The sequence below is a fragment of the Levilactobacillus sp. LN180102 genome (genome assembly GCF_050106635.1).
GTDB lineage: Bacteria > Bacillota > Bacilli > Lactobacillales > Lactobacillaceae > Levilactobacillus > Levilactobacillus brevis.
This window is the reverse complement of the sequence record NZ_JBNIIX010000007.1, coordinates 45790-71671: the sequence shown is the minus strand read 5'-3', so window position 1 is coordinate 71671 and position 25882 is coordinate 45790. Positions and strand designations below refer to the sequence as shown.

General features: G+C 47.0%; 29 protein-coding genes and 1 tRNA gene. 20 read left to right on the top strand and 10 right to left on the bottom strand.

The features are described from left to right. The first annotated feature begins 309 nt into the window (after positions 1 to 309). Positions 310 to 3645: a mucin-binding protein gene (locus ACP4IT_RS05915; protein WP_024855446.1), complete on the top strand. Its 3336-nt coding sequence runs from the start codon at positions 310 to 312 to the stop codon at positions 3643 to 3645. 50 nt (positions 3646 to 3695) lie between these two features. Here the strand turns inward: ACP4IT_RS05915 and ACP4IT_RS05910 are convergent, their stop codons facing one another. Continuing rightward, a complete protein-coding gene (locus ACP4IT_RS05910; protein WP_015474243.1) occupies positions 3696 to 5351 on the bottom strand; it encodes a peptide ABC transporter substrate-binding protein in 1656 nt (551 codons plus the stop codon). A 134-nt stretch (positions 5352 to 5485) separates the two neighbouring features. On the opposite strand from ACP4IT_RS05910, the gene mutY reads away from it, so the two are divergent. From mutY to ACP4IT_RS05885, 5 genes are all read left to right on the top strand, one after another. Then, positions 5486 to 6625 (top strand): A/G-specific adenine glycosylase, encoded by a 1140-nt coding sequence (gene mutY, locus ACP4IT_RS05905; RefSeq protein ID WP_011668624.1) that lies wholly within the window; start codon positions 5486 to 5488, stop codon positions 6623 to 6625. Positions 6626 to 6686: 61 nt separating this feature from the next. Continuing rightward, positions 6687 to 7007, top strand: coding sequence for a hypothetical protein (locus tag ACP4IT_RS05900; protein WP_011668623.1), 321 nt, complete (start codon positions 6687 to 6689; stop codon positions 7005 to 7007). 12 nt (positions 7008 to 7019) lie between these two features. Then, positions 7020 to 7628, top strand: coding sequence for an alpha/beta hydrolase (locus tag ACP4IT_RS05895; RefSeq protein ID WP_011668622.1), 609 nt, complete (start codon positions 7020 to 7022; stop codon positions 7626 to 7628). A gap of 189 nt (positions 7629 to 7817) precedes the next feature. Further along, complete coding sequence (locus ACP4IT_RS05890; RefSeq protein ID WP_011668621.1) at positions 7818 to 8021, top strand: cold-shock protein; 204 nt, start codon at positions 7818 to 7820, stop codon at positions 8019 to 8021. A 381-nt stretch (positions 8022 to 8402) separates the two neighbouring features. Then, a complete protein-coding gene (locus ACP4IT_RS05885) occupies positions 8403 to 8642 on the top strand; it encodes a cytochrome b5 domain-containing protein (protein ID WP_011668620.1) in 240 nt (79 codons plus the stop codon). Positions 8643 to 8729: 87 nt separating this feature from the next. On the opposite strand, the gene ACP4IT_RS05880 is transcribed toward ACP4IT_RS05885, so the two are convergent. Together ACP4IT_RS05880 and ACP4IT_RS05875 are read right to left on the bottom strand one after the other, a co-directional pair. Then, complete coding sequence (locus ACP4IT_RS05880) at positions 8730 to 8879, bottom strand: hypothetical protein (RefSeq protein ID WP_011668619.1); 150 nt, start codon at positions 8877 to 8879, stop codon at positions 8730 to 8732. 108 nt (positions 8880 to 8987) lie between these two features. Next, positions 8988 to 9305 carry a hypothetical protein gene (locus tag ACP4IT_RS05875; protein ID WP_011668618.1) on the bottom strand — a complete coding sequence of 106 codons (318 nt, stop codon included), beginning with the start codon at positions 9303 to 9305 and terminating at the stop codon, positions 8988 to 8990. 135 nt (positions 9306 to 9440) lie between these two features. Between ACP4IT_RS05875 and ACP4IT_RS05870 the strand changes: the two genes are divergently transcribed. From ACP4IT_RS05870 to ACP4IT_RS05860, 3 genes are all read left to right on the top strand, one after another. Next, positions 9441 to 9514 (top strand) — tRNA-Arg (locus ACP4IT_RS05870). Positions 9515 to 9650: 136 nt separating this feature from the next. Continuing rightward, a complete protein-coding gene (locus tag ACP4IT_RS05865) occupies positions 9651 to 10343 on the top strand; it encodes an NAD(P)H-dependent oxidoreductase (protein WP_011668617.1) in 693 nt (230 codons plus the stop codon). Then, positions 10336 to 10515 carry a hypothetical protein gene (locus tag ACP4IT_RS05860; RefSeq protein WP_011668616.1) on the top strand — a complete coding sequence of 60 codons (180 nt, stop codon included), beginning with the start codon at positions 10336 to 10338 and terminating at the stop codon, positions 10513 to 10515. The genes ACP4IT_RS05865 and ACP4IT_RS05860 overlap by 8 nt, the downstream gene beginning before the upstream one ends. Positions 10516 to 10614: 99 nt before the next feature. Here the strand turns inward: ACP4IT_RS05860 and thiD are convergent, their stop codons facing one another. Beyond that, entirely contained in the window at positions 10615 to 11430 is an 816-nt protein-coding gene (thiD, locus tag ACP4IT_RS05855; RefSeq protein WP_011668615.1) for a bifunctional hydroxymethylpyrimidine kinase/phosphomethylpyrimidine kinase, read from the bottom strand. Between the two features lie 208 nt (positions 11431 to 11638). Here thiD and ACP4IT_RS05850 point away from each other — a divergent pair, with 208 nt between their 5' ends. Beyond that, entirely contained in the window at positions 11639 to 11935 is a 297-nt protein-coding gene (locus tag ACP4IT_RS05850) for a hypothetical protein (protein ID WP_172757564.1), read from the top strand. Between the two features lie 29 nt (positions 11936 to 11964). Beyond that, positions 11965 to 13203: a cytosine deaminase gene (gene codA / locus ACP4IT_RS05845; RefSeq protein ID WP_011668613.1), complete on the top strand. Its 1239-nt coding sequence runs from the start codon at positions 11965 to 11967 to the stop codon at positions 13201 to 13203. A gap of 43 nt (positions 13204 to 13246) precedes the next feature. Here the strand turns inward: codA and ACP4IT_RS05840 are convergent, their stop codons facing one another. Beyond that, complete coding sequence (locus ACP4IT_RS05840; protein WP_011668612.1) at positions 13247 to 13726, bottom strand: hypothetical protein; 480 nt, start codon at positions 13724 to 13726, stop codon at positions 13247 to 13249. 273 nt (positions 13727 to 13999) lie between these two features. On the opposite strand from ACP4IT_RS05840, the gene ACP4IT_RS05835 reads away from it, so the two are divergent. The 6 genes from ACP4IT_RS05835 (at position 14000) to ACP4IT_RS05810 (ending at position 19458) form a co-directional block, all read left to right on the top strand. Continuing rightward, on the top strand, positions 14000 to 14794 hold the full coding sequence (locus ACP4IT_RS05835) for a ribonuclease H family protein (protein ID WP_011668611.1): 795 nt from the start codon (positions 14000 to 14002) through the stop codon (positions 14792 to 14794). Positions 14795 to 14907: 113 nt separating this feature from the next. Further along, positions 14908 to 15387, top strand: coding sequence for a VOC family protein (locus ACP4IT_RS05830; RefSeq protein WP_011668610.1), 480 nt, complete (start codon positions 14908 to 14910; stop codon positions 15385 to 15387). An 82-nt stretch (positions 15388 to 15469) separates the two neighbouring features. After that, complete coding sequence (locus tag ACP4IT_RS05825; RefSeq protein WP_011668609.1) at positions 15470 to 16078, top strand: sugar O-acetyltransferase; 609 nt, start codon at positions 15470 to 15472, stop codon at positions 16076 to 16078. Positions 16079 to 16479: 401 nt separating this feature from the next. Then, positions 16480 to 18060 carry a BCCT family transporter gene (locus ACP4IT_RS05820; protein ID WP_011668608.1) on the top strand — a complete coding sequence of 527 codons (1581 nt, stop codon included), beginning with the start codon at positions 16480 to 16482 and terminating at the stop codon, positions 18058 to 18060. A 111-nt stretch (positions 18061 to 18171) separates the two neighbouring features. Continuing rightward, positions 18172 to 18630 (top strand): universal stress protein, encoded by a 459-nt coding sequence (locus ACP4IT_RS05815; protein WP_011668607.1) that lies wholly within the window; start codon positions 18172 to 18174, stop codon positions 18628 to 18630. A 135-nt stretch (positions 18631 to 18765) separates the two neighbouring features. Continuing rightward, entirely contained in the window at positions 18766 to 19458 is a 693-nt protein-coding gene (locus ACP4IT_RS05810; RefSeq protein WP_041815579.1) for a beta-phosphoglucomutase family hydrolase, read from the top strand. Here the strand turns inward: ACP4IT_RS05810 and ACP4IT_RS05805 are convergent. Next, positions 19397 to 19789 (bottom strand): DUF488 domain-containing protein, encoded by a 393-nt coding sequence (locus ACP4IT_RS05805; RefSeq protein WP_015474234.1) that lies wholly within the window; start codon positions 19787 to 19789, stop codon positions 19397 to 19399. The genes ACP4IT_RS05810 and ACP4IT_RS05805 overlap by 62 nt on opposite strands. A gap of 61 nt (positions 19790 to 19850) precedes the next feature. On the opposite strand from ACP4IT_RS05805, the gene ACP4IT_RS05800 reads away from it, so the two are divergent. After that, positions 19851 to 20483, top strand: a complete 633-nt coding sequence (locus ACP4IT_RS05800) for a DNA-3-methyladenine glycosylase (protein ID WP_015474233.1) — start codon at positions 19851 to 19853, stop codon at positions 20481 to 20483. 53 nt (positions 20484 to 20536) lie between these two features. Further along, positions 20537 to 21391, top strand: a complete 855-nt coding sequence (locus tag ACP4IT_RS05795; RefSeq protein WP_041815576.1) for a helix-turn-helix domain-containing protein — start codon at positions 20537 to 20539, stop codon at positions 21389 to 21391. 523 nt (positions 21392 to 21914) lie between these two features. Here the strand turns inward: ACP4IT_RS05795 and ACP4IT_RS05790 are convergent. The 3 genes from ACP4IT_RS05790 to ACP4IT_RS05780 all read right to left on the bottom strand — a co-directional run bounded on the left by ACP4IT_RS05790 (position 21915) and on the right by ACP4IT_RS05780 (position 23746). Continuing rightward, positions 21915 to 22631 carry a demethylmenaquinone methyltransferase gene (locus ACP4IT_RS05790; protein ID WP_156646258.1) on the bottom strand — a complete coding sequence of 239 codons (717 nt, stop codon included), beginning with the start codon at positions 22629 to 22631 and terminating at the stop codon, positions 21915 to 21917. 15 nt (positions 22632 to 22646) lie between these two features. After that, a complete protein-coding gene (gene map, locus ACP4IT_RS05785) occupies positions 22647 to 23444 on the bottom strand; it encodes a type I methionyl aminopeptidase (protein WP_011668600.1) in 798 nt (265 codons plus the stop codon). A 128-nt stretch (positions 23445 to 23572) separates the two neighbouring features. Beyond that, positions 23573 to 23746, bottom strand: a complete 174-nt coding sequence (locus ACP4IT_RS05780; protein ID WP_011668599.1) for a hypothetical protein — start codon at positions 23744 to 23746, stop codon at positions 23573 to 23575. Positions 23747 to 23925: 179 nt separating this feature from the next. On the opposite strand from ACP4IT_RS05780, the gene ACP4IT_RS05775 reads away from it, so the two are divergent. Beyond that, complete coding sequence (locus ACP4IT_RS05775) at positions 23926 to 25338, top strand: MFS transporter (RefSeq protein ID WP_011668598.1); 1413 nt, start codon at positions 23926 to 23928, stop codon at positions 25336 to 25338. Between the two features lie 66 nt (positions 25339 to 25404). Here ACP4IT_RS05775 and ACP4IT_RS05770 read toward each other — a convergent pair whose 3' ends face one another. After that, positions 25405 to 25848 (bottom strand): ASCH domain-containing protein, encoded by a 444-nt coding sequence (locus ACP4IT_RS05770; RefSeq protein WP_024855449.1) that lies wholly within the window; start codon positions 25846 to 25848, stop codon positions 25405 to 25407. Between the last annotated feature and the right edge of the window lie 34 nt (positions 25849 to 25882).

The following is a 25882-nucleotide window of genomic DNA, read 5'->3' as shown; positions in this document are numbered from 1 at the left end:
TGGGCGGGTAATAAGTGAAAAAATAACGGGATGTTAAATAACGTGCTGAATGACATGTTAAAACGAAATATAAGTGATATAATACTTGTTGAATAGTTCAATAATTGATGAATGTTTGTTGGGAATATTTTTATTCAATTTTTATTTTTGAGGAAATAAGTTGACTAGTTATATTTTTATTATTCTCATTATGTTGAACACGGGCTAAAAAGCAATCGATTTAATGTTAGTCACATGTACAAAAATTTTTGGCCTAACTAATCTATCTAACTTATATCTGTTACAGGTTTGAATTTTGGAGGTAGAATCATGCGGAATCGTTTAAATAAGATGGGACTAGAAGGCAAGACGCACTATAAACTTTATAAATCGGGGCGAAACTGGATAGCTGCTGGTATCACCGTATTTTCAGTCGGGATGGGGTTAGCCTTTAGCCAAACTGATCAGGTACAAGCCGCAACTAATACAAGTGCTGATGAGATCGAAAATAGTGCTACTGTCAGTTCTAGTTCACCAACAGAAACTAAAAATACAGTCGTGTTGAACGCCAGTAGTGCGGCCGCAACATCCACTGCAGCTAGTAAAGATGATGCCGCTGCCGCAACATCCGTTGCAACTGCTGGTGACAGTCAATCGACAGTAACTTCGGCAGCTTCAGCCAGTCGTGCAGTGTCAGGGGCTGCGATGGAGGCCACTGCCAGTGACTCGGCAGCAACACAACCAACGGCCTCAAGTGCAGATAGTCAAAGCGCGCAGAGCGTTTATGAGTCAGCAGCAAGTGGTACTACCAGTCAGACAGCTGCTAGTCAGGAAAGTCAACAAGTTGCTGATAATGCCGCCAGTGACGCTGCTTCTTCAGCTACCACGGCGACTAATACTAGCCCTTTGCCAAAGATAAAGATGAGTCGGGCCATGAATGCTACAGCTTTGGCTAGTGAAGCTGAGGCCAAGCCCACCGTATCGTTAGTAACTACGGGGACCGTGTCGATGAACTATGGCGATGCATCGCTGGCAGATCTAGAATCTTATATTAGTTCTCCAGATGAGACGCCAGTTAACGACATCGCCTACTATATTCAAGATGCAGCGGGCAATTACTTAGAAGATGTAAATGGAAACAAGGTCAATTTACTATATGCGCTCTTTCTGGATTCTACTGAGGTCAATGATTACGTTGATATTGTGTATACTGATGAACATGGGCAAGTCACGAAATATTCCGGAGATGTGGACCTTTCAACGCTTACCCAAATTGGTAGCTATACAGTGACGATTAATGATGCGGGGAAAGCTGCGATGAACCGGGTTATGCAAGACTATAATGCTTACGATACCTTGACCAGTGATTTGAATGGCTTTATCCCCACCTTTTCAACTGGGGCCGCTGATTATAGCTTTACAGTTAACATTGTCCCCATAAAAATCACAGCTACCACTGGTATAAATGGGTTAAATATGCTTCGACTTTCGCAGTCGTATACGGGATCATTGACAATGTTACCGGTAGTCACTATTAAAAATTCACAGAAGCGAAATATCCTTCAAATTAACAACGGCGAGATCAGCGATGCCCAACTAGGCGTAGCCGGCAAGGTCGGTCAACGTATTTTAACGCTAGCAGACTTTACTTATACGTATCAAGGCACCGAAACTAACTTCACCGGGGCAGACGCTGGCCAATATACAATTACCCTTAATGACGCTGGTCGGAAGGCAGTTCAAGCCGCGTTGGGGTCTAATTATATTCTGGATGACGCGGCAACGTTCACCACGACCGGCACGGTGAAGGCTGCTGATCTCGGGCTAACGGTAGCGAGCGATACAGTGACCTATAATGGGCAGGCTCAGGGAACATCTGTGGCTGTAACGAGTGGAACTGCGTACGATCACTTTGACTTTACCACGACGACTGGCAAAAACGTTGGTACCTATAATGACCTGACTTACGCGTTAACGGATTCCACGCAAGCGGCAATTTTAGCTAAGAACTACAATGTCACCACGACGGATGGGACGCTGGTAATTACGCCGGCAGAGCTGACGGTCACAGTCAACGATGATCATGTGGTTTATAATGGACAAGCGCAAAAAACGACGGCCACTGTTACGAGTGGGACGAACTATGATGATTTAGCGTTTACTGCCGTTGCGGCGGATGGCAGTGGCGCGTCTGCTTATACGAAGGTCGGCACTTATGCCATGACCGGAACCACGGCAGCCGATACCAGTAATTATAAAGTTTCATATGTCAACGGGACGTTGACAATTGATCCTGCCAAAGCAACGATTACGATTCCCAACCAGGTCTATTGGGCTGACGGAACGCAAAAGAGTTTGTCAGCGGTGGTTACCGGGACCGTTAATGGCGAGACTTTGAAGTATCGTGTGACTGACGGCATGAGTGCGGTTGGAACTAAGACAATCACGGCCACTCCTGACGCCAACGATTCGGTGAATAAAAACTATACAATTTCGGTCGTTCCCGGCACCTTGACCATTGGTGATATTACGGTTAAGTACCTTTACGAGCATGTGGATGCCGATGGTCAGACTCAGATAGATGCCACGGAAATTGGTACAGCGGCGCATGCCACGGACGCAACGGCCACGGACTATTTGACCTACACGACGGCAGCCAAACCCAAGACGGGCTATGCGTTAGCGCCCAATACTGGACTAGCCTATAATGGCACGTTAACTGATCAGGGTGGGACCGTGACGTATCTTTATTTGGCCAAAAATGCAACGGCGACGGTGACGTATATTGATACAACGACTGGTAGCGTCCTTCATACTGAAAATCTGACAGGCATGCTTGATACGCAGTCCAGTTACCAAACGGCTGATACGATTGCTAATTATGTGAAGAAAGGCTACGTACTAGTGAGCGATGACTATCCAACCTCAGGTGCTATTTTCAGCGAGGACAGTGCTAATTATACCGTTCGGTTAGCTCATGCGACTGACGTAACAGCGGAGACTAAGACGGTTACGCAGACAGTGCATTATCAGGATAGTACGGGCAAACCACTACACGCTGACACGGTAAACACGATTACCTTTACCCGGACTAAAGTGGCGGATCAGGTTACCGGTGAAGTTACTTATAGTGATTGGTCATCCAGCAAGGGCGGCAATACTTTTGATGTTGTTTCGGTACCAAACGTTTCTGGCTATCGGCCAGATACAACGAAGATTCAAGCCGTAATGGTCACACCAGCCAGTGCTGATGATGTTCAGACGGTGACTTATTCGGTTGCAGAGTCTGGTACTGGGTATGATGTGGTTAATCCCAAAGTACCGGGTGACCCAATAGCTGAACCAGAACCTTATGTGCCGTTTGCCGGAACTAAAAAAGTTAAGGCGGGCGATACGGGTAAACTGGTTAATAAGCAAAAGGTAGTTAAAGCGGGTGCCGCTGTTCAGACTGCTGGCAAACAGACAGTTAAGCTGTCTGCGACTAAGTCAGTCAAGCCAGTCAAAACACAAGTAGATGCAAACCGAGTTAACCTTACCGAGACTAAGCGTTTGCCACAAACTGGTGAGGCACAATCGCATACAGAAACGGCGGGACTAATTGGATTAGGCCTAGCGACATTGTTAGCTGGGTTGGGGTTAGGCCGTAACCGGCGAAAAGAAGATTAAGCGTTAAAAAGAAGGCCACTCACCAGTTGATGAGTGGCCTTCTTTTGGTGTCACTTCACAAAGTAAGCGCCTTTGAAGTTCGATTGTGTGCCGACAGTATTGTATTGTACGCCGTTAAGCTTAGGATTAATCAAATAGGTGCTGGCGGGTTGAAGGAGTGGGGTAACGCTTTGATTTTTCATGAGCACACCTTCAGCCTTTAACAGTGTATTCCAACGCCGATTGTTAAAAGCAGGGGCATTGCTAGCCTGAGCAATTAAGCGATCATAAATCGGATTAGACCAGCTACCGGCGTTGGCGGTATTTGTGCTGGTAAAGAGGGCAAGCATCGATAACGGATCAGCGTACTGGGCGTACTTGGTGGTCAATGACAAATCCGTTTTGGCTGGTGGGGTAGCTTGATCATATGACCAGCCACGTTTCTTTAACTTAATTGTCAGACCCGGAAGTTGACGCATCAATTGTTGTCTTAGGGCTCGGGCAATTTTGCCACTGTATTCGGCATCTAGATAGCCTAAGGTCAAGGTGATCCGTTTGAGATGAGCCCGTTTAAGCGCCGCTTGCCACTCGCGTTTGGCGAGGGCAGGATTATAGGCGAGTGTTTCTTGTTCCGGTTGTGCCGCCGCAAAGTCCGCCGTGCCGCGTTGTCCGCGACTTAGACCGGCTGGGACCACGCCTTGGGCCGTCAATGAGGTTGCGCCGTAAGATTTTTGGCTTAGTCGCTTGCGATTAATCGCGTGAGAAATGGCCAAGCGCGCATTTCGCTGGGCAATCAGTTGGTTCACTTGAGACCGCGATCCTTGCTTACGATAACTGATGAGGACCATTCGCGAGTATGGCCGTGCCGTATAGGCAGCTTGCTTTTCGTAGAGCTTAATATTCGCTGCACTTTGAAGGCGAACTTCATCTAAACGGCCGTTGCGGTAATCATCCCAGGTTTTTTGCCAGTTACGATAAACGGTCACATTAATCCGTTGAAGGTAGACGTGTTCTCGATCCCAATAGTGGGGATTGGGAACCATGTGCCAGTGTTTGGCGGTATTTCCTTTCGCTGAAACCATGAAGGGACCAGCGTAGACTTGATATTGTGGCTTGGTGGCGTATTTTTTTCCGAATTTGTGGGCGACCCGTTCGTTTTGAGGTCCAAATAACGGATAGGTCAGTCGCTGTGGTAGTTCGGCCATGGGATGGTCGAGATGAACGACTAGAGTGAACTTATTCGGCGCACTGACGCCAAGTTTTCGGGCGGGAAGTTGACCATCGAGAATTTGCCGAGCATTGTGAATACCGACAAATAGATCCGCGTTGGGAGCTTTAGTCCGCGGTGACAGGGCCCGACGCCAGGAAAAGACAAAATCTTTAGCGGTAATGACGTCACCGTTACTCCAATAAGAGTCCTTCCATAACGTGAAGGTATAGGTTGTCTTGCGGGCGTTTATTTTTACCTTTTTGGCGAGTGCTAATTCAGCTTGGCCCTCACCAGTAGTTGAATAGAGTCCCTCAATTGTATTGTTTAACCGACCGAATTCAGCCATTTTATCCGTATCTAAGGTAGCTAATGGCCGAAATGTCGACAAATTCAGCACTTGTCGTTTCGTCATAACGCCTTTACTATCACTTTTTGAGGTGGTTTCTTGCGCCATCGTGCAGCCGGCTAGGCCACTGCAGATCACGGCTAATATAAAAAAGAATCCCCAACGTTTCACTTTACCACTCCGTTATTTAGCTTATTTCTTCCCTGATAATAGGGGACGCCAGCGACCGCGTCAAGCTTTACTTGTGGTCAATGATAGAATTCGCTAGAATAAGGAAAATACTTTGAGAAAAGAAGGACGACAACATGGAAAAGTGGTCGACAGCGACCATTCGCGAGTTCCGACAAACGCTACTGGCTTGGTATGATCGTGAAGGTCGGGATCTGCCGTGGCGACACGATCAGGACCCGTATCACGTCTGGGTAAGCGAAATTATGCTTCAGCAGACACAGGTTCAAACGGTGATTCCGTATTATCTAAACTTTATGGCGATGTTTCCGACGGTAGCTGATCTGGCCCAAGCACCAGAGGAACAACTGCTAAAGGCCTGGCAAGGGTTGGGGTACTATTCACGGGCCCGTAACCTTCAACGGGCGGCGCGGCAGTTAGTCGATGATTACCGGGGAAAATGGCCCCAAACGGCGGCTGAATTGCTAGATTTAACCGGTATCGGTCCGTATACAGCAGGCGCTATTGCCAGCATTGCGTTTGGCGAAGTCGTGCCGGCAGTGGATGGCAATGCTTTCCGGGTCTTTTCTCGGTTATTGTTGATTGATGCTGATATTGCTAAACCGCAAACGCGAAAGCTCTTTGAACAGGTGATTCAGCCGATCGTTGACCCACAACGTCCGGGTGCCTTTAATCAGGCGATTATGGATTTAGGATCAAGTTATATGACGGCTAAGAATTCTGACCCAGCGCATTCACCCGTGCGGGCATTCGATGCGTCGTACCGTGAAAATTGCGTGGCTGATTTTCCAGTAAAGACTAAGGCACCACGGCCACGACCGGTTCCTTATTATGGTTTGATTGTGACGTCACCCGCTGGGTATTTGATGGTGCAACGGGATGCAACACAAATGCTCACGGGGTACTGGACGTTTCCGCTGATTCAGCAAGCGGATTTACAAGACGCAACTGACCAGCAACCGGCGACGCTCCAGACTGATATAGCGCACCTGGAACAACGGTTTATGACCGACTATCAATTGCCCATCACACTGACACCCTTGAGCGGTCAACCGGTGAGTCATACCTATACGCATCAACGGTGGCAGGTCAAACTACTGGTCGCTGAATTGTCATCAGCAGCGGATTTGACGTTTTATCCTGGAAAATGGGTAGCGGCATCGACCATTAAGACGTTGCCCTTGCCTAAAGTTCAGGAGAAACTGATGACGCGGTACCAAAATCAGGGACATCCGGCGGCTTTTAAGCAGAACTAGTTTGCCTGACCGTGGTTTTGCAGTATCATCAAGGTAAACGAGAATTCGAGGGGGGATTATCGTGCAAACGATTTTTGATGTGTTAAAGCACGTATCCATTAATCATCAAGAAGTAGAGAGCCCACAGGTAGTTGTGACGGATGAAGCTGGCAAGCCTAATGGCCTATTGACGGATCTATTGCATGACTTGATCAACAATGCCTTATTATTTGTGACGCTGGCTGACCTGGCCTCAGCCGATGAGCTGATTGCCCGTTTAGAGACGCACACACCACTTCCAGCCGATGTGCTGGCTGAGTACCAAAAAATCTTATCAGAGCCGTGTTATGGGCTTAATTTTGCGCCACAGAAGGGCAAAATTGAATTAATCGTCCATCGTTAGGAGGCGCGCAGGATGGCTGAGCTGATTGAAACGATGCCTGGTGCGAATACAGAACCCCCGGTGTTGTTACTACAGGGAACGGGGGGGACTAATCAAGAAATGCTGGCTTTTGGCCGGCGATTAGCCCCACAAAGTCCGTTAATCACAATTGCCGGGCGACAGGGTGAAGGCCAACAGCGACAATACTTTTCGCAAACGGCTGTGGGCCCCGTGGACGACCAACAAGTCCAAATGGAATCATTATGGTTGGGACAGACGGTGCAGCAAGTGTGCCAGTCACGACATTGGGATGCCACGCGATTAATTACAATCGGTTACTCTAATGGTGCAGCAATGGCGGCTTATGGTCTCCAATCGGGACACCTCCCGGGAAAAACGGCTGTGTTATTTCGACCTCTGTGGCTGTCGGTTCCGCAACCACAGCACCGAACGGATTATCAAGCTTGGTTATCAGCAGGCGAACATGATCCACTGGTGACTGTCGCCACCGTCCAACGAGTTGCAGCGGCCTGTCAAAAAATTGGGGCAACCACGACCCTAGAAATGACGGGTGGGACACATCAGCTAACCCCGCAAGAAGTCTTGGCTGCACGGACTTGGCTAATGGTAAACGCTTTATAGGGTACGCTAAAATCATCTATTTTTTTAAAACTTTGTATTTGCTATTCTGCGAAATACCTGTTATCCTATGGTTAATGTATTTATGGTTCGGAAGTTTTAAAGGCTCGACGTTCTTTAAGAATGGCTCCTTTTTACCCCAGCTTTCAAATGCAAATATTATTGCGCTATGCGCATGGAGGTTTCATTCTTATGGAACAAGGTACTGTTAAATGGTTCAACGCTGATAAAGGTTACGGCTTCATCACTTTGGAAAACGGCTCAGACGTTTTCGTTCACTTCTCTGCTATCAACAGTGAAGGCTTCAAGACTCTTGAAGAAGGCCAACACGTATCCCTTGATGTAGAACAAGGCGACCGTGGCCCACAAGCTGCTAACGTATCAGTTGTTGACTAATTTTTAGTCCAACTTGAGTCGTTATAAAAACCCATCATCTTCGGATGGTGGGTTTTTTGTATGTCGTAGATTTTAATTAATGCTTAGTCGCTCGTTAAAAGTACAAGGTTGACCCTTAGTGTTTGTCAGGAAAGTCATTGGAGGAGAGGGAAAAAGTGACAAATACTATTTGGTTGTTTCAGAAGATAACCATCACTTAAAGGGATGGGTCAACCGGCAATACATCGTGTCTTATAACGAGGTATTAGGTAATTTTGGTGTCGACCAAGATTAGCGTAGTGGTAAATAATGGCAACTTATTTATCACCTGAAAGATGAATTAGTTGTGTTCCGGCATTAGTCAGCTTATTATTAAGTTAAATATTTAAGGTGGTGGCTGATGTGAGTGAACAAGTATTTAATCAAGCAACGTTAGCAAAGTATGATGGGCAACAGGGGCAACCCGCTTATGTAGCAGTGGACGGTGTTGTCTACGATGTTACGGGCGTGGAAGCTTGGGCTGGTGGCAAGCATCATGGTAATTTAGCTGGTCAAGAATTAACGGCAGTTATTGATGGGAAGTCACCCCATGGACGTAAAGTGCTGGCTAAGTTGCCGGTTGTCGGGAAATATGAAGCGTAATTGGATTATCGGAGGTCAGGGTAGATGCCCTGGCCTATTTTTGTGCAAAAGAAAAACGCCTAGCCGTGGCTAAGCGTTCACCAAAAGTTAACTTAATCGGCGATTAGATTCATCATGGAATTTATCACCGGTTGCCAGATGCTTGCTCTTTTTACGAAAGGCATCGCGATTATCTAAGTAAAGTTGGCTCACACCCGCAATTAAAATAATCATTAAAATGGCAATAACTGCATACATAGCAATTCCCCCCGTCAACATTAGGTTACAAATATATTATCCTAATGTTACAAACAGATTGCAAGACGAATGCTCAAATTATTAGAAATTCTTGATAATTTCTGAGGGTTATTTAGAGCTACTCTGATGAGTGGCAGACTGAGATGCCTTAGACTCGGACGCTTTTTTGGCAGATTCCTTTCGTTGCTGGTGCTTTTTCTGTGCCTTGCGGACTTGATTGGAGACTTGGTTAGTTGGACTAACCGTTTTTTTACCCGATAAGTTGGAGACGGGGTAGGCGATGAGCAGAACCACAGCGGCAATAATTAGATACTTAATATTTTGCTTACGTTCACCCAATGCCTGAGTAATTTGGAAAAAATAATAGATTAAACTAATGGCAGCAAAAAAGACGACAATTTCTGCGGCAATATGAACGATTCCCAAGAGAAACCCTCCTTTATGTATAGTAGCTTAACTGTACTGGAAGCACTAAAGGGTGTCAACTGAACGATATCTGTGATTGACACGTTCTCACTGCTTCTCTATAATTAAAGAGTTCTTGGTCTTAGACCAGATGAGGTCGCAATAGCTCAGCTGGATAGAGCAACGGTCTTCTAAACCGTAGGTCGAGGGTTCGAATCTCTCTTGCGACATAAGGGGGGCGTTAGCAGTGATGCTGACGCCTTTTTTGTTGAATTTATGATTAGACTCATGCCAATTTCTGCCGTCTGAGGACTGAGTATGCTACAGTAGAAAGGATAATTTTAACCAAAAAAGGAGTGTGTTAACGTGACCACGTTAGTCTTAGTATCGCACCCACACTTAGCAGATTCGACTAGTCAACAATTTTTAAAGGCTAGTATCAACAGTGATGAGGTACTGTGGGAACACATCGAGAGTCAAGCGACCATAGATATTGAAAAAGAACAGGCGCAGTTGCGTCAAGCGGACCGAATCATTTTACAATTCCCGTTATACTGGTATGCCGCACCGGCCGGATTGAAGCAGTGGGAAGATACGGTACTAACGCGGACCTTTGTGTACGGCGATCATCGTTATCCCTTGGCTGGTAAGGAACTCGGAATAGTCGTAACCACTGGAATGCCGGCCAAGGCGTTTCAACGCGGCGGGGCTGAGCAGATTACGTTAGATGCGGCCTTGGCACCGTTAGCCGCTGTAGCTAACCGGGCAAAGATGAAGTGGTTACCAACTTTTGCCATTCACCAGTTTGCTTACTTAGATGAACCAGCAAAGCTACAACTGGTTGTCGATTACCAGCGCTATCTGACGCAAACGCAACCGGATAATTTGCAAAATAAGCAGGCGTGGTTTGCCCAACATTTACCGGCCATGATTGAACGGTTGCCGCTAGAACAGCAACAGGCTGGGCAACTGATTCTAACGGCATTTGAACAGCAGCAAACGGACTTAGAAGCCCTTACAGACACCTTAGGTTTGATTAAGGAGCAAGAAGATGACTGAACAATCGCAATGGTTACGCGAACAGATTGAAGACTTAGCAGTGCGCCAGTCGCAATTCACCGATCGCGCTTTTTGGTTGGCACTCAGCCGGCTCGTTCAAGAGCAAGGTCGGCGTCAGGAACAATTAGAAGGGGAAATTGATGGCCGTACGTGGCGCCCCGATCGCTGGTAGAATTAGTTGAACTTATTGATAAAAGTATCAAAAGTGGCGGCCGTTATCTTCGGTCGCCACTTTTAGCAGATAATTTAATGTTGTTTAACCGTAGCTTTACTAGAAATTGCGTTTCTGGGCAGCCCAGTGATTAATGGGACCAAATTTATGACCAACTTCGATGGGCTGACCAATGGCGGTGTTGACAAATTGTTTCGCAATTTCAATTGCGCGCTTCATGGGCGTGCCCTTGGCAAGCTCGGCCGTAATGCAGGCAGATAAGGAGTCTCCCGTCCCATTGACTCGGTCGGTTGGGTGATAAGGTTCGCTCAGCCAAAAATCTTCGCCGGTTTCTAGCAAAATGTAATCACGAACTGTGGTCTGATTGGTTTGGTTGTGACTGCCCTTGGCAACAATATTTTTGGCCCCCATTTTCTGCATTTTTTTAGCAGCCACCATCATATCTTGATCGGAATGAATCGACATTTCGGCAATCTTTTGTACTTCATAGAAGTTGGGGGTGAGTACCGTTGCGAGGGGGAGCAGTTCTTGGCGAAGTGTGGTAAAGGCACTTTCTTCTAGCAGTTGGTTGCCATGCTTGGTCATGATCACGGGATCAACGACTAGGGGACCAAAGTCGGCCGCCCGATAGTTTTTGACAACGGTTTTAATTAGCGTCGAGTCGGCCAACATGCCAGTCTTGGCCGCCCGAATGTGATAATCAGTCGCTAGGTCAGCAAATTCTTGGTCGATGAAGTCGCTGGGCATGGCGACGCTGGCGTGAATGCCGTAAGAGTTACCAGCGACACAGGCGGTAATGACTGATGTACCGTAGACTTGCCGTGCAAAGAAGGTGTGCAAATCGGCTTGCATGCCAGCACTACCATCGCTATCAGAACCCGCGATGGTGAGCGCTTGAGGATATTCGTTTGTCATGAGTAAAGGGCCTCCCAGATAAAATTTAGATAGCCTCAGCATAGCATAGGTCTCATAAAAAGTGTTGATGGAGCGAGTACAAAGATATTTATGATGGCAGTTAGGGAACTTTATCAGGCCACCATAACCACGTTAATTGAACCGGTCAATTTACCAGAACCTGTCTAATCGTGGTATAGTCGCTAGTAAAGAGACTGGGGGGAGCAACGTGAAAGCAGGCTGGGCGGTAATTGGGTGGAGTATCTTCGGTGGTGTGGCAAGTTGGGTGGCGTTAGTCGGGTGTCTTGACCAAATTTATCGGGTCATTCCGACTGAACCGTTGACTTTAGCGTTCGGATTGGGCTTAACTGTGATAAGCTTAGTAGGGATCGTTCATTCAGCGCGGCGGGGACCCTGGTGGTGTCTGGTACCGGCGACGGTGGCGGCAATGGCCGTCATTGCTGGCGTGATCACCGACAGCACTCTGTTGTTACTGGGACTAACGATACCAGGATTTTATTCTTAGTGAAGCTTACAGGAGGTAGGTTAACGCGCATGTTAATTCAACAAGGGCTCATTGAAAATGCAACGCAGCCACAGGATATTCGGATTGAAGATGGCAAATTTACGGCGATTGCCGATCATTTAACGCCGCAAGATCATGAACAGGTGATCGATGCAACGGGTAAATTGATTTTGCCACCATTCGTTGATCCGCACGTCCATTTAGATAGTACCATGACGGCAGGGGACCCAGAATGGAACCAGTCCGGGACATTATTTGATGGTATTCGGATTTGGTCAGAACGTAAGAAGACGTTGAGTATCGAAGACGTTAAGACTCGCGCACGCCAAGCATTGGAGCTACAAGCTTCTCATGGGGTTCAGTTTGTTCGGTCACATGTTGACGTGACCGATCCCGACTTGACGGCCTTGAAGGCTTTAATCGAGGTTCGTGATGAGGTTAAAGATTTTATCGAACTTCAGTTAGTGGCTTTCCCACAAGAGGGAATTTTATCATTTCCACATGGTAAAGAATTGATGGAGCAGGCTGCGAAACTCGGCGTCGATGTGATTGGTGCCATTCCGCATTTTGAGTTTACGCGAGAGTACAGTGTAGCGTCCCTACATTTTGCGGTTGAATTGGCGCAAAAGTATGGCAAATTAGTCGATGCCCACTGTGATGAAATTGATGATCCAGCCTCACGGGGCTTGGAAACATTGGCGACTTTGGCCTTGGAAACGGGACTAGGCGATCAAGTGACTGCCAGTCATACCACCGCCATGGGGTCTTACAACAACGCTTACGCTTACAAGCTGATGCGGTTGTTGCAAATGTCTCACATCAATATGATTTCTAATCCATTGATTAACACGCATTTGGGTGGTCGTTTTGATACGTATCCTAAGCGTCGGGGCTTAACACGGGTTAAGGAACTGAATGAGGCCGGCGTCAATGTGGCTTTTGGCGAGGACGATATTAAGGACCCTTGGTACCCAATGGGTGATGGTAATATGCTGGATGCCTTACACATGGGAATTCACGTGACACAAATGATGGGTTATGATGATATTTTAAATTCCTATCAATTTGTGACCACTCACGGTGCCAAGGCCATGCACGTGACGGACCATTATGGTTTAACGGTCGGCAAGCCCGCCAACTTAGTTGTGATGAATAATGACAACTTCTACAATGCCTTAAACCAACGGTCAGAAGTGCTTTATTCCATTCATCAGGGTCGGGTAATCGTCAATACTGATCCCAAGCAAGTGCACTTACATTTGAATTAATCATAAAAATGAGTCAGAGATTATAATCTCTGACTCATTATTTTTAACTCTTCTTTTTAGCGTGCTTGACCTTCTTGACGGCCGTTACACTAACCGGCTTAGCCGCAGCAACTGGCTTTTTGTGTTCATGATGCTGGGTTCGTAGTTGTTCTTTTAAAACATCAATCTCGGCCATATGTTCGGTTTTCCATTCCTGATAGGTACTGGTTGAATCAGTATCGTTGGGTTTTAACCCGGTGTTCAACCAAAAACAGGCCTCAGAAAGACTGGGAAAGTTATGAATCCACAGCGTCTGGCCGTTGTCAGAATCAAAGGCAACATAGGAGCGGAAATGCTTCTTCAAGAACGTATGACGACGAATCTTAAAGGCCTCACGCTTACGGGTTAGCCGATAGTCTGGTAAGATGTACTGACCGGAACTGGCTAGTTGCGGAAAACGTTCGTCGCGTTGGTCGCGCTGGTCCTTTAGCATGGCCCGGGCTTGATCGACGGTTATGATGGTTGCTTGAATCGGATTCTTCATGAAAAACCCCCTCTAAAAATTGAAAAAAATGGTCATAATGATGTTTTCCGGTCAATAATCCACACTTTCTAGGTTAGCATAATCGAAAAGTTATGGAAACAATTTACCCCTTGAAATGGCAGAATTTCTAGATAATTTAATTTTTTTGAAAAAACTGGGAGACTCAGTGACGCGATTGGCATCGAGTTCATAAAATGCGTAATGAAAAATGGGCCAGTATTAACTTTAAAATATGGTAAACTAATTTAGATTAAGTTGAAAGCAGGGGTATAAGTGGCACAAAAATACTATGCAGTCAGAAAAGGAAAGAAGCCAGGAATCTATCGGACTTGGCCGGAAACTCAACGTCAAGTTAGTGGTTTTTCTGGCGCGCAATATAAGAGCTTTACCACTCAAGCCGAGGCAGAGGCCTTCATGAACGGGCAGAGCACGACTCAGCGTTCCAAGCCAGCCCGGTCAGTTGGTGCAACGACTACTGTGACAACGGCAACGATTACAGTCTATACCGATGGTGGTTCCCGGAATACGGGAAACGTGGCTGGCGGTCACGTGAAAACCGGAGATAAGGCCGCTTGGGCTTACCGCATTGAACTACCCGACCAAGTAGTGACGGGATCTGCTGGTGAATTTGGGGCTAGCAATAACCGAATGGAAATTATGGCCTTCCGCAATGCCTTACAGCGGCTAGTTGCATTAGAAAAGACACAGGAATCAATTCAATTTATTTTAGATTCACGGTACGTCCTCAATGCGGTCACACAGGGTTGGTTGGCTGGTTGGAAACGGCGGGGCTGGCGGCGGAGTGCGGGACCATTAGCTAATGCAGAATTGTGGCAAGACGTTGATCGACTGCTCCCCCAGTTTTCACAGTTAAGTTACCAATGGACTAAGGGGCACGCTACGAATCAAGGTAATGTCTTTGTCGATCATTTATTGAACCAGACGATGGACCAAATGACGGTTGACGAACCAACGGGAAAGTCGGCGGCCGGCCGTCATCAATCCCCGGATCAGTCAGTCGCAGACATTGCTCGGAGCTTGCAAGATCTACCACTTGACGATAATTAAGGGTATAATAGCGACTAGAGATTAAATGCGGTGTTGTCTCGTGGGGGTACTGATTCAACTTTTAGAGAATCAGGCGAGTTTCAAAAATTTAGTATGCGAATGGGGTACCAACGATGCAAGCAAAGTTAATTCCATATTTGGAATTTGAAAATGCCAAAGAGGCGATTGTGTATTATCAGTCCGTCTTTGGTGCAACCGATGTTTACCGTGTTAGCCCAACCGCGGCTGAAGCGGAACGGTTTGGCCTAGAACCCACGGTAGATTTAGAAAAGATGACAATGCGCGGCGGTTTTCGGATCATGGGATTGGATATTCAATGTGCCGACGCCTTAATGGGGCAACCCACATCTTCGACACTAATCTCACTGATGCTGGCGGTGGATGAGAATGACGGCGACAGCGTTAAGGCATTGGCCGCGCTCTATCAACGGCTAGTCAAATCAGATGTGAAGGTTATTAGCCCCTTTACTGGGCAAACAGTTGGGGGCAAAATGGGGCAAATCGTGGACGCTTACGGGATTACGTGGATTTTACGTGAACAACCCATGACGCCACCGCTGGAAACGGCAACTATTACCAATCAGATTAATTAGGGATGTTGTGACGGGCTTGTTCCGTCATTTTTTTGTCCACAAAAGCAAAGTGGTATGATGATTACAGAGGAGTGATTGATAAATGACAACAGAACGGGAAAAAATGACGGCTGGGCAACCATATAATCAATTTGATCCAGAACTGATCAACCGGCGCGTCTTGGCCCGAAAAACGTTGCAAACGGCTAATCAACTGGCAGATAACGATGCTCGTATGGCGGCTTACCGTCAATTATTACCAGATGTTGGTCCAGATTTCTTTGTGGAGGCCAGTTTTACGTTTGATTACGGCTGGAATATTCACATTGGTGATCATTTTTATGGTAATTACGATATGACGTTCTTGGATACCTGTCCGATTACGATTGGTAGTCACTGTTACTTTGGCCCCAACATTGGCTTATATACGCCAGTTCACCCTTTGAACGCGATGGCCCGCAATGCGGATGTCGAAATGGGTGCCCCAATCACAATTGGGGATAATGCTTGGCTAGGGGGCCGCGTGACCATTTTACCTGGCGTGACGTTAGGGAACAACGTGGTTGTAGGCGCTGGTTCGGTTGTAACGAAGTCCTTTGGGGATAATGTGGTGATTGCGGGTAATCCAGCTCGAGTGATTAAAGAAATTGATAACAGTGAAACGGGTAACGCACAAGCACGTCAGCAATGGCCGGATCAATTGGGTCATTAACTTGGCAATGGTCATTTAAAAAGTTGCGATTAGTGATGAATAATTTGACTTGAAACTGGACATTCTGCGGGAAATGACAAATTCTCATTGAATTCTTAGATTACTATGATAACTGGCTATGTAACCGGTTTATTTTCAATAGAAAAAACTTATCCATGAGCAAGATTTTACTAATTGATGAGCCTGCGTATAATAAGACATGGATATCGCTTTAAAAGATTTCGCAGGCAATTTGTATTTAACGGTAATGCGCTGTACAGGTGGCTCGGCTAACGACCCTGGAACTGCGCTTTTTTTGTACCGTCTGCGCCGCGATTCATCCGCTGAAAGTTTGACTTTCAGGAAACAAATGAGGAGGATTATTTATTTTAGCGCGTAAAAATATTGATAAGTTAGTATTCGTGCCAACCATCGTGTTATTTATTCTCGCGTCAGCTATCTTTATTTTTGGTGGTAGTCAATTACAGACCACTTTGAGTTCATTACTGAACTGGATCGATACGAACATGTCGTGGGCTTATCTGATGGTGTACGTCGTCAACTTTTTATTTTTTATGTATTTGGCATTTGGTAAGTTTGGTAAAGTGAAATTGGGCGATCCCGATGATAAGCCTCACTACAGTAACTTTCAGTGGGGAAGCATGGTGTTCGCCACGGCGATTGATGCCAGCATCTTGATGCTGTCGATCGTTGATCCGTTGCGTTATGTGCAGCACCCCGCTTTTGGCGCCAAGCCATTTTCGAGTGCGGCGTATAGCTCTGCTCACATGTTGGGCCAATTTAATTGGGGGCCGATGGCGTGGATGATGTTTGCGCCAGCAACCATTGCGATTGCCTATGTGTTATATGTGAAGCATGGGAAGGTTCAACGTGTCAGTGCGGCAATTACAAGTCTGCAAGGCGATAGCAAAGGAAAAGTTGTGGCGCGCCATGTCATTGACTTCCTCGTGGTCTTTGGGATCATGGGCGGGATTGGCTCATCTGTCGGAATGGAAATTCCGATTATCTCTAAAGTGTTAAGCCGACTTACCGGTGTTCAAGATAATTTAATGCTAAAGATTGAACTCTTCGTAATTCTCTTTATTTTATTTGCAGTCACAGTATTCCATGGCTTAAACGGTGGAATTAACCGGCTAAGCTCTGCCCATATTTGGACTGCACTGGGCTTATTAGCCATTATCTTGGTCTTAGGACCCACTATTTATATTTTAAATTCAGAAACGAATAGCTTGGGCTTGATGGCTCAAAAGTTTGTTTCAATGTCAACGAACACCTTGCCTAATGGTGGCGGCGGGAGTACTGCCCAACAAGAAACCATCTTTTATTGGGGCTGGTGGTTGTCATACATGCCAGTTATGGGATTGTTCATCGCCCGAATTTCTAAAGGGCGGACCATCCGTCAGGTTTTAGTAGGAATGTTAACTTACGGAGCTTTGGGCTGCATGAGTTTTTATGCCATCTTTGGTGGCTACTCATTGTGGTTACAACGGACAGGTGCCGTCAATCTGGTACATATCTTAAATACACAGGGCCAAGCTGCCGTTGTGGCAACAGTCATTGCGACCTTGCCATTTAAGATGATTATCTTAGCCTTGTATTGTATCTCTTGCTTTATTTTCTTGGCCACAACCATTTCATCTTCAGCGTTTATTGTTTCTTCCTTCACCAGCTTACATTTGGATGACGGGCAAGAACCAAGTCGTTGGAATCGAATGATTTGGGTGGTTGTGTTCATCTTCTTCTCCTTCGGTATTGTGATGGTCGGTGGCTTCAAGACAGTCCAGACGGTTTCAACGATTGCGGGCTTCCCACTCATGGTAGTCTGCTTGCTGTTACTGCACTCCATCTGGCACATGTTAGCGGCAAAGCCCAAGCCAGTACCAGTGGTGGTTCCTCAACCGGTGGTTATTCGCCGGATTACAGTTGAATTACCCCGGGCGGTGCGTGGACCGATGATTTTATCACCCGACCATGCTAATTAATCATGAATCGCGGTAAAAAAAAGGCCGGTTTAACCGGCCTTTTGTGTCCCAATTTTCAAATGAGATATGATACAATTAAGCCGAATCATCCAGATGGAGGGAATTTAATTTATGGCAGATGAAAGTGATAGTCCATTAGTCTTTCGCCGGATTTTGATTACGATTGATGAAGACGACCGACCGTCAACCAGCCGGGCATTCCGGTTTGCTTTGACGTTGGCGCATGATTACCAGGCCCACTTGGGTATTGCATCAGTTTTAGAAAGTAACGATATTAGTATTTATGAATCATTGATGCCGGCTAAGTTAAATGAAAAGCGGGAGCATCTCAAAACAATTGTCCAAGAATATGCGGCGAAGGCCGAGGCATTTGGGGTTGAGCATGTTCAACCAATCATTGCTGAGGGCGGCGATGTGGATGATGTGATCTTGCAAAAGATTGTCCCAGATTTCCAACCAGATTTGATTGTGTGTGGTGCTGACGTGGACTTTGCGAGTCATGGTCATCCAGGTGCCATTGGTTTGCGGTTGACTAAAAAGGCCGACGTTTCGGTCATTGTCATTCGTTAGGGTTACAAAAAGTGGCTCCGCGAAATCTAAATGGATTTCACGGAGCCTTTTTGATGCGACCAACTCGTTTGGTCAGTGGGTCATTTGGTGTATAATGTAAGCTAAATGAAACGCTTTCAAAAGGAGGAGACGTCGATGCAACAGCCAGTCGTTCAGGGTTTTCTATTCGATTTACATGGGGTTATTGCTGACTCTTGGCAATATCATTTAGCCTCATGGCGAGCAATTGCTGATGAGTTGCATATCCCATGGACCGACCATTTGACAGCGGTCCTACCCGGAATGAGTCGGGCGGATTCGCTAGAGACCATCTTGGCAGCGGGAAAGCAACAGGCGGCATTTACGGCGGCACAACGGCAGTCACTGACCGATCATGAGAATGCTTTGTACAAACAGTACGTGGCTGAGCTGACACCAGCTAACCGCTTGCCGGGTGTGACCGCTTTTTTGGATGAAATTGTGGCTGCTGGGTATCCGATGGCGTTAGCGTCCGCCTCCACGAATGCGCCAGCAGAGATTGCCCACCTCGGCTTAACGAGTTACTTCACGCACATTGTTCCGGCGGGGAGTCTTAAAGCCAGTAAGCCAGCGCCGGATGTTTACCTTGCGGCCGCTGGTCTCTTAGGATTGCCGCCTGAACGGTGTGTGGCCTTTGAAGATACCGTGACGGGAGTTCAAGCCGCACGGGCAGCGGGGTGCTTAACGATTGGAATCAATTCGCAGCCACTTCCAGGTGTCACCGCACAGCTGACGAGTACTCAGGAGCTTAGTCTTGCAACCGTTCGGCGGGTACTTTCCCAGCCAATTGGGTCTTCAAAAAGTCTTTAAGCACAATTGCTTGGTTATGAGTCTCGTCCTTGGCCCCAAAGAGAAGGATGACGTCTTGTTTGGCGACTTGGGTTGCGATGACCTTCAAGAAATCCGGAAGTGCTGGGTTAGCTTGTAACTCAGCGCGATACTTGGTCTGAAATGCGGCAAACCTTTCGGGGTCGTGATTAAACCATTTCCGTAGGTCGGTGCTCGGACCAATCGCTTTCTCCCAAGTATCAAGTTGGGCATTAACTTTTGAGATGCCCCGTGGCCATAATCGATCAACTAGCACGCGAAATCCAGTTAAGTCAGCAGGTTTCGTGTAGATTCGTTCACACTTAATTGCCATTTAAAATCATCTCCATACGGTTAGTGTACCATAGTCTAAAAGAAAGCGAGCGACTGCGACAATGTCTTTATTAGCCGATTTTTTTACCGGGCGGCCCACTGAACAAATTACACAAGAGTTGTTGGGGCATGAATTGATTTATCAAACACCAGCTGGAATCATGAGCGGCTGGATTGTAGAAGCAGAAGCTTATTTGGGAGAACAGGATACCGCGGCGCATGCGTTTAATGGCCGGTATACGGCCGCAAATGCGGCACTGTACGATGATCCTGGGACCATCTACATTTATGTCTTACGGGGCTATTACATGTTAGATGTGGCAACCCAAGCGAATGGTATTCCCCAAGGAATCTTAATTCGGGGGATTGAACCGAACCGCGGGATTGAGTTGATGCAGACCCACCGAGATAAACCGTTACCTGATCTGACCAATGGGCCGGGAAAATTAACGGCGGCCTTAGGTTTACAATCTAAAGCGTTGAATCGGACACCGTTGGGTGCACAGAATCTAACGATTACGCCAACGGTTACGCGGCACCCACGTCAGGTTATGGCTACCTCACGAGTAGGGGTCAGTGCTGGGAGTTGGCAGGACAAGCCACTCCGTTATACTGTTGCGGGGAATCCGTTTGTTTCTGATAGTCGGAAACGGGATTGGGATCGAGAAAATCATGGCTGGCAAATGCCCCATTAGTCTCACGAAATTTGTTATAATAGGCCGATAATGTTTAAGGGATGGCTGACTTCATGAATATTGATATTTTCATTGAAACGCGTAAACGGCTTCACCTATCACAAAACCAATTAGCTGCTGGAATCTGTACGCAGGCAACGCTAAGTAAGTTTGAGCGTAACGGCAAGGTGCCATCACTCAAAATTTTACTGCAACTATGTGATCGTTTGGAATTGACGCTCAATGACCTATTTCCGTTGAATCATGATGAAGATTCGGTGCGGTCGCGGACGCTAGAGGAAGCCGAGTTTCAGCTACTGGTTGAGGAGTACGATCAGGTAAGAGCCAATTTGGCCAAATTGGGTGATCCCACGAAGGGAACCTCGACATTTCAACTTCGTTTTTACTTTATCCGGGGATATGTGACCGCATTGAGTGGCGGCGCTATTGCGGATGCGCTCTACGATTTTTCCCAAATTTTAAATCGCTTGGACGAAGGTCACCATTCAATGTACACGCTGCTGGCTTATACGGGAATGGGACTGGCCTACAGTCAGGAAGGGGATCTGGATGCAGCGACCTTTTACTTTAATAAGGGCGCTAGCCAAATTCACCAGTCCACTTTTAAAAACCGCCACAATATCTGGCGAACGCTGAACATTATCTATTACACTGGCCAGTTCCTTGGCGAAACGGGTGAGGTGGCACGTAGTAACGATCTACTTAGCTATGGCGTCGAAATCTGTAAGGACTACCATGTGACGTATTATTTGGCACGGATTTTGTATCAACGAGCGCGCAATTATCGGCAGACCAATGGCGCAACTGCCCAGATTACGCAAGACATTCAGGATGCGGCGGCATTCGCTCGTTTGAACCGCAACACAAAACTACTAGCCCAGATTGCGGCTTTCAATGCGGGGGCATAGATAACGGCTAATGAAATCGTCTGTCCCACTAGGTTAGGGCGGCTAAAGCAATTACTTTTTAGTCTCAATTGTCCGCCCTTTGGTCGCGGAAAATGGGCTGGAACGTACCGGACACGACTTTAAGCCAAGTAACTCGCTTATCTTAAAGCTCGGTCTTATCCTAAAGCGCGCTAAAAACGCGCGCCAAGGATAACGACGGTACTGAGCCCATTTGTCGCTTCCCGCCGGGCTACTGTGGTGTGTGGCGTGGTCGGTCGCGTTGGTTAACCTTTAAACCCGATTAGAATAATTCCATTTTTTATTTTAGCTTCTTTAATCGCACTGTTTGTGAACATTGATATTTTCGTGTTGGTCATTACTCGTGGCTATAGCTGATTCCAACCAGTCGTGCCGACAGCGACTTGCATGAGTCGCGTGTTTGACAGGCGTCAGTGAGGAGCCACATGACCCACAGCAGATGCAACTAATGAAAACAACGATATCAGAATTTTTTCTGATATCGCTGTTTTTATTAATAGCAAATTTAGTATGGTTTTCGTCCCCAGTGGACGGCCGCGGCTCCCAGATTAAATAAGTCGTAATGAACTTGAGTTAAACCAGCAGCCGTGAATAACCGGCTGAGTTCTTTTGCGGAAACGAAGTGGTGCGTGGATGATTGCAGGTAATTATAGGCTTGGTAGTGGTGGGCTAGCCGACCCATTAAAGGAACGACATGGCCAAAGTAAACCTGCCAACCGGCATGGACCAGTGGATTAGTTGGTTGGGAGGTTTCAAGGCAAATCACTTGACCACCAGGCTTCACCACGCGTGCCATTTCTCGTAGCACCTGAGTGGCATCAGGAACGTTGCGCAAGCCGAAGCCAATCGTGACCACATTGAAATAATTATCAGGGTAGGGTAACTGCATGGCGTCTCCCTGGCGTAAGGTAATCCGATCGTCAAGCTGGGCTTGGCGAACCTTAGTGGTAGCATGTTGTAGCATCACACCACTAAAGTCGAACCCCACAACGTGTCCAGCCGGGCCAACGGCTTGGGCCAAAGCAATGGTCCAGTCACCGGTACCACAACACACGTCTAAGGCAAAATCACCAGCATGTAACGTCATAGCCTGCATTACCCGCTGACGCCACCAATGGTGGGTACCGAGACTAATGACACTATTCATTTGGTCATATTGTGGTGCGATGTGATCAAAAATATCCTGTACCCGATCTTCGGGCGTGTGGTTGGTCAATGGCATGGTCGGCGCTCCTTTTTACGACAGTAGGTAGTCTTTATCGAATTCAGGATCTTGTGAAGTCAAAATCTTAGGACCATCGTCCGTGATGACGAGCGTGTGTTCATACTGGGCAGATAAGGAGCCATCGGCCGTGGCATAGTAGTTCCAAGACTTATCAGCGACCTCTTTGGTGATGATTTCCCAAGTTCCCAAGTTAATCATGGGTTCGATGGTGATGGTCATACCGGCGCGTAAACGCAAGCCGTGGCCAGCTTCTCCATAATTAGGGACGTTAGGCTGTTCGTGCATGGTTGGTTGAATACCATGACCAATCAGCTCCCGGACGTCACCCATGTGTTCTTGACCTTCTGTGTAGGCCTGAATGGCATGACCAATATCACCGATACGGTTACCAACCACCGCTTGGTCAATCCCCAGATAAAGGGCTTTTTTGGTGACGTCCATTAAATGCTTTGCTTCGGGGCTGATATCGCCGACCGCGTAGGTCCAACATGAGTCACTTTCAAACCCGTCTAAGTTGACCGTCATATCGACTTTAACGATATCGCCATTCTTTAAGATTAGTTCCTTACGAGGAATGGCGTGGGCGACTTCGTCGTTAACGCTGACGCAGGTGGCATATTTGTAGCCTTCAAAGCCCTTTTCTGAAGGGGTTGCCCCGTGTTCTTCAATGTATTTGTTCGCGAAGCGTTCGATTTCCCAACTTGAGATACCGGGTTTAATAATGTCTCGTAAACCCTTGTGAACACCGGCTAAGACAGCGCCTGAGGCTGCCATTTTTTCAATTTCACGTGCTGATTTAATGGTTATCAACGTGTTACCTCCTCAAAAATTTTGACTAGTTCTAATGTACACCAATTCTGCTCTTTCGGCGAATAGATGTGGTTAAATCTTAAAAGTAAAAAACGGACCGCGGCAAGCTGCCTGGGCCCGTTGACGATTTAAGCTTTTAAACTGGTGATCTTTCCCGCATTAACCTGCTCTAAGACGCGTTTGGCTTCGGTGATGCGCGCATCGCATAAGAAATGCATGGCGTTATCCTTCTCATTTTCCGCGCGATCCATTTGTTCGGTTAAAAAGCTAATTTCATCGGTTAAGTAGCTGACTAAGTCCATGATCTATCCTCGATTCCTAACGGTGTATTCGTTAACTAGGTTCATTGTACCAAAGATTAAACCAGAAGTAACCGGATTATGTCATTGTGCTTGCGGGATGGTTTACAGGCCAAGAAAAATGGACTAAACTAAACTCTAGTTAAGAATATTTCTAAAGTGGCATAAGGGAGTGGGTTGTGATGGAAGAAGCAGTTGATTTACAAGGGCGGCCGTATAGCCACCTAGCCTTTATTTGGACGTTACTGGCGGGAACCTTTACCATGTCGATTAGTCAATCATCACTGTCAACGGCATACCCAACGTTGATGCAGTATTTTAATATTCCAGCATCTACGGTGCAGTGGCTGACGACTGGCTTTATGTTAGTCATGGTGGTCATGATGCCCGTTAGTCCGTGGCTCTTAAATAACATTCAGTTTCCCATTTTATTTGTTAGTGTTTTGGCCTTATTCGATGTGGGGACCTTTATTATTTACCTAGCCACCAGTTTTCCCTTGATGATGGTCGGGCGGGTGATGGAAGCCATGGCCGTGGGAATCATGTTTCCGTCCTATCAAACGGTCATGTTGCGCATCACTCCAGAAACCCAGCGGGGGAGTGTTATGGGCATGGCAGGCCTAGTCATGGGGTCCGCATTAGCCGTGGGGCCGATTATCTCCGGCATTGTGTTGAAGTACACCAGTTGGCAAGGGTTATTCGTGGTCTTTATGTTAGTTGTTACGGTGGTCTTTCTAGTGGCCCTCAAGACGATTAAGAATGTGATGCCCCAACACAAGGCCCATTTAGACTACTGGTCGGTTCTAAGTAGCGTCGGGTTTATCGGGTTGTTGTATGTGGTAAACCAAATTGGTAAGACGGCTGTCAATTGGGGCTGGATGAGCGGCCTACTTATCGTCAGTTTATTGGCGGTGGCGTACTTTGTTTGGCGACAATTTCACGTGGCAACGCCACTATTGGATTTACGGGTGCTCAAGACCGTTAACTTTGATCTTGCCGTATTACTGACGGGAACGTCTTATATTGCGTTAATTGTGGTGACAATCATTTTCCCATTGTATTATCAAGAGGTTTTGGGAATTTCGCCATTTGCTTCGGGGATGGCCTTAGTTCCTGGGGCCGTGGTTTTGAGCTTGCTGAATCCCTTAACTGGCAAGTTAGCCGATCGCATTGGGTTTAAGGCGACCATGCTAACCGGGATGACCATGATTGTCTTGGGGTGGTTATGGTTAGTCTTAGTCGGTGGGCGGCAATCACTGGTTGCCATGATGGTGATTGCGGCATTAATTGAAGGGGGCAATGCCTTCGTGATGATGCCAGCAGTGACGCTAGGCGCCAACTCGCTACCAGATCAGTTAATCTCACATGGAACCGCAGTGATTACCACTGTGCGACAAATTTTAGGGTCAACTGGTGTGGCGGTGGCAACGCTTGTTTTGGCACTGGTCACCAGTAGTCATTTGCCGAGAATGTCGCGAACGGCAGCGAGTCTGGCTGGGTATCAGGCGGTTTTCCTGACATTCTTGGCGGTCGCCGTAGTTGGTTGGATTTTTGCCGCCATGTTGCGTGATGGTCGTCAGTCGACTAAGTCATAAGTTGTCAAAAAAGCTAGGTTCAACCACTTTTTGGTTGAACCTAGCTTTTATTTTTCTAACTGAGAGTTACCGTACCACTTCAAAGACCTCACAGAAGCAGGGAATTTGGTCGTTAAATGTTTGTTCAGCCACCTGGTATTCACGGGTGAAGAAGGCGCGATGCTCTTTGCGCCAAGTGCTTAACGTGCGATCGTCTTCGCCTTCATGGTAGGCGTGTTCCTGACTGACCTGATCGAAAGGCACCGTTTCGGTGACCTTAGTTTGCGTGACACAGACCGGGTTTCCTTGCGCATCTAAGATGATATTGTATTCGCCAACGAACGGAAAGGGTTCATCGGCTTCATACAACTCGACTGCTGAAGTGGTTGCGGTTTTTTGTCCAATCTTGACGAGGTGCGCTAGCAAATCAGCGGTTGCGTCTGAACTGCCAAAAGCATAGGCGTCATAATGATCGGTGGTGATTTCTGGGTGATGGGCTTTAAAGTGTTGCCAATAGGTCTTTACGTCCAATAGTTGCTGCCTCCTTGATAACTTAGCGTTAGCT

Excerpts from the sequence above, each read along its gene's own strand:
- ACP4IT_RS05915 (WP_024855446.1), top strand. The coding sequence starts at position 310 with ATGCGGAATCGTTTAAATAAGATGGGACTAGAAGGCAAGACGCACTAT.
- ACP4IT_RS05815 (WP_011668607.1), top strand. The coding sequence starts at position 18,172 with ATGGCAGATGAAAGTGATAGTCCATTAGTCTTTCGCCGGATTTTGATT.
- ACP4IT_RS05860 (WP_011668616.1), top strand. The coding sequence starts at position 10,336 with ATGACTGAACAATCGCAATGGTTACGCGAACAGATTGAAGACTTAGCA.
- ACP4IT_RS05800 (WP_015474233.1), top strand. The coding sequence starts at position 19,851 with ATGTCTTTATTAGCCGATTTTTTTACCGGGCGGCCCACTGAACAAATT.
- ACP4IT_RS05825 (WP_011668609.1), top strand. The coding sequence starts at position 15,470 with ATGACAACAGAACGGGAAAAAATGACGGCTGGGCAACCATATAATCAA.
- ACP4IT_RS05795 (WP_041815576.1), top strand. The coding sequence starts at position 20,537 with ATGAATATTGATATTTTCATTGAAACGCGTAAACGGCTTCACCTATCA.
- ACP4IT_RS05805 (WP_015474234.1), bottom strand. The coding sequence starts at position 19,789 with ATGGCAATTAAGTGTGAACGAATCTACACGAAACCTGCTGACTTAACT.
- ACP4IT_RS05775 (WP_011668598.1), top strand. The coding sequence starts at position 23,926 with ATGGAAGAAGCAGTTGATTTACAAGGGCGGCCGTATAGCCACCTAGCC.
- ACP4IT_RS05890 (WP_011668621.1), top strand. The coding sequence starts at position 7,818 with ATGGAACAAGGTACTGTTAAATGGTTCAACGCTGATAAAGGTTACGGC.
- mutY (WP_011668624.1), top strand. The coding sequence starts at position 5,486 with ATGGAAAAGTGGTCGACAGCGACCATTCGCGAGTTCCGACAAACGCTA.
- ACP4IT_RS05830 (WP_011668610.1), top strand. The coding sequence starts at position 14,908 with ATGCAAGCAAAGTTAATTCCATATTTGGAATTTGAAAATGCCAAAGAG.
- ACP4IT_RS05840 (WP_011668612.1), bottom strand. The coding sequence starts at position 13,726 with ATGAAGAATCCGATTCAAGCAACCATCATAACCGTCGATCAAGCCCGG.
- ACP4IT_RS05780 (WP_011668599.1), bottom strand. The coding sequence starts at position 23,746 with ATGGACTTAGTCAGCTACTTAACCGATGAAATTAGCTTTTTAACCGAA.
- ACP4IT_RS05880 (WP_011668619.1), bottom strand. The coding sequence starts at position 8,879 with ATGTATGCAGTTATTGCCATTTTAATGATTATTTTAATTGCGGGTGTG.
- codA (WP_011668613.1), top strand. The coding sequence starts at position 11,965 with ATGTTAATTCAACAAGGGCTCATTGAAAATGCAACGCAGCCACAGGAT.
- ACP4IT_RS05810 (WP_041815579.1), top strand. The coding sequence starts at position 18,766 with ATGCAACAGCCAGTCGTTCAGGGTTTTCTATTCGATTTACATGGGGTT.
- thiD (WP_011668615.1), bottom strand. The coding sequence starts at position 11,430 with ATGACAAACGAATATCCTCAAGCGCTCACCATCGCGGGTTCTGATAGC.
- ACP4IT_RS05790 (WP_156646258.1), bottom strand. The coding sequence starts at position 22,631 with ATGCCATTGACCAACCACACGCCCGAAGATCGGGTACAGGATATTTTT.
- ACP4IT_RS05895 (WP_011668622.1), top strand. The coding sequence starts at position 7,020 with ATGGCTGAGCTGATTGAAACGATGCCTGGTGCGAATACAGAACCCCCG.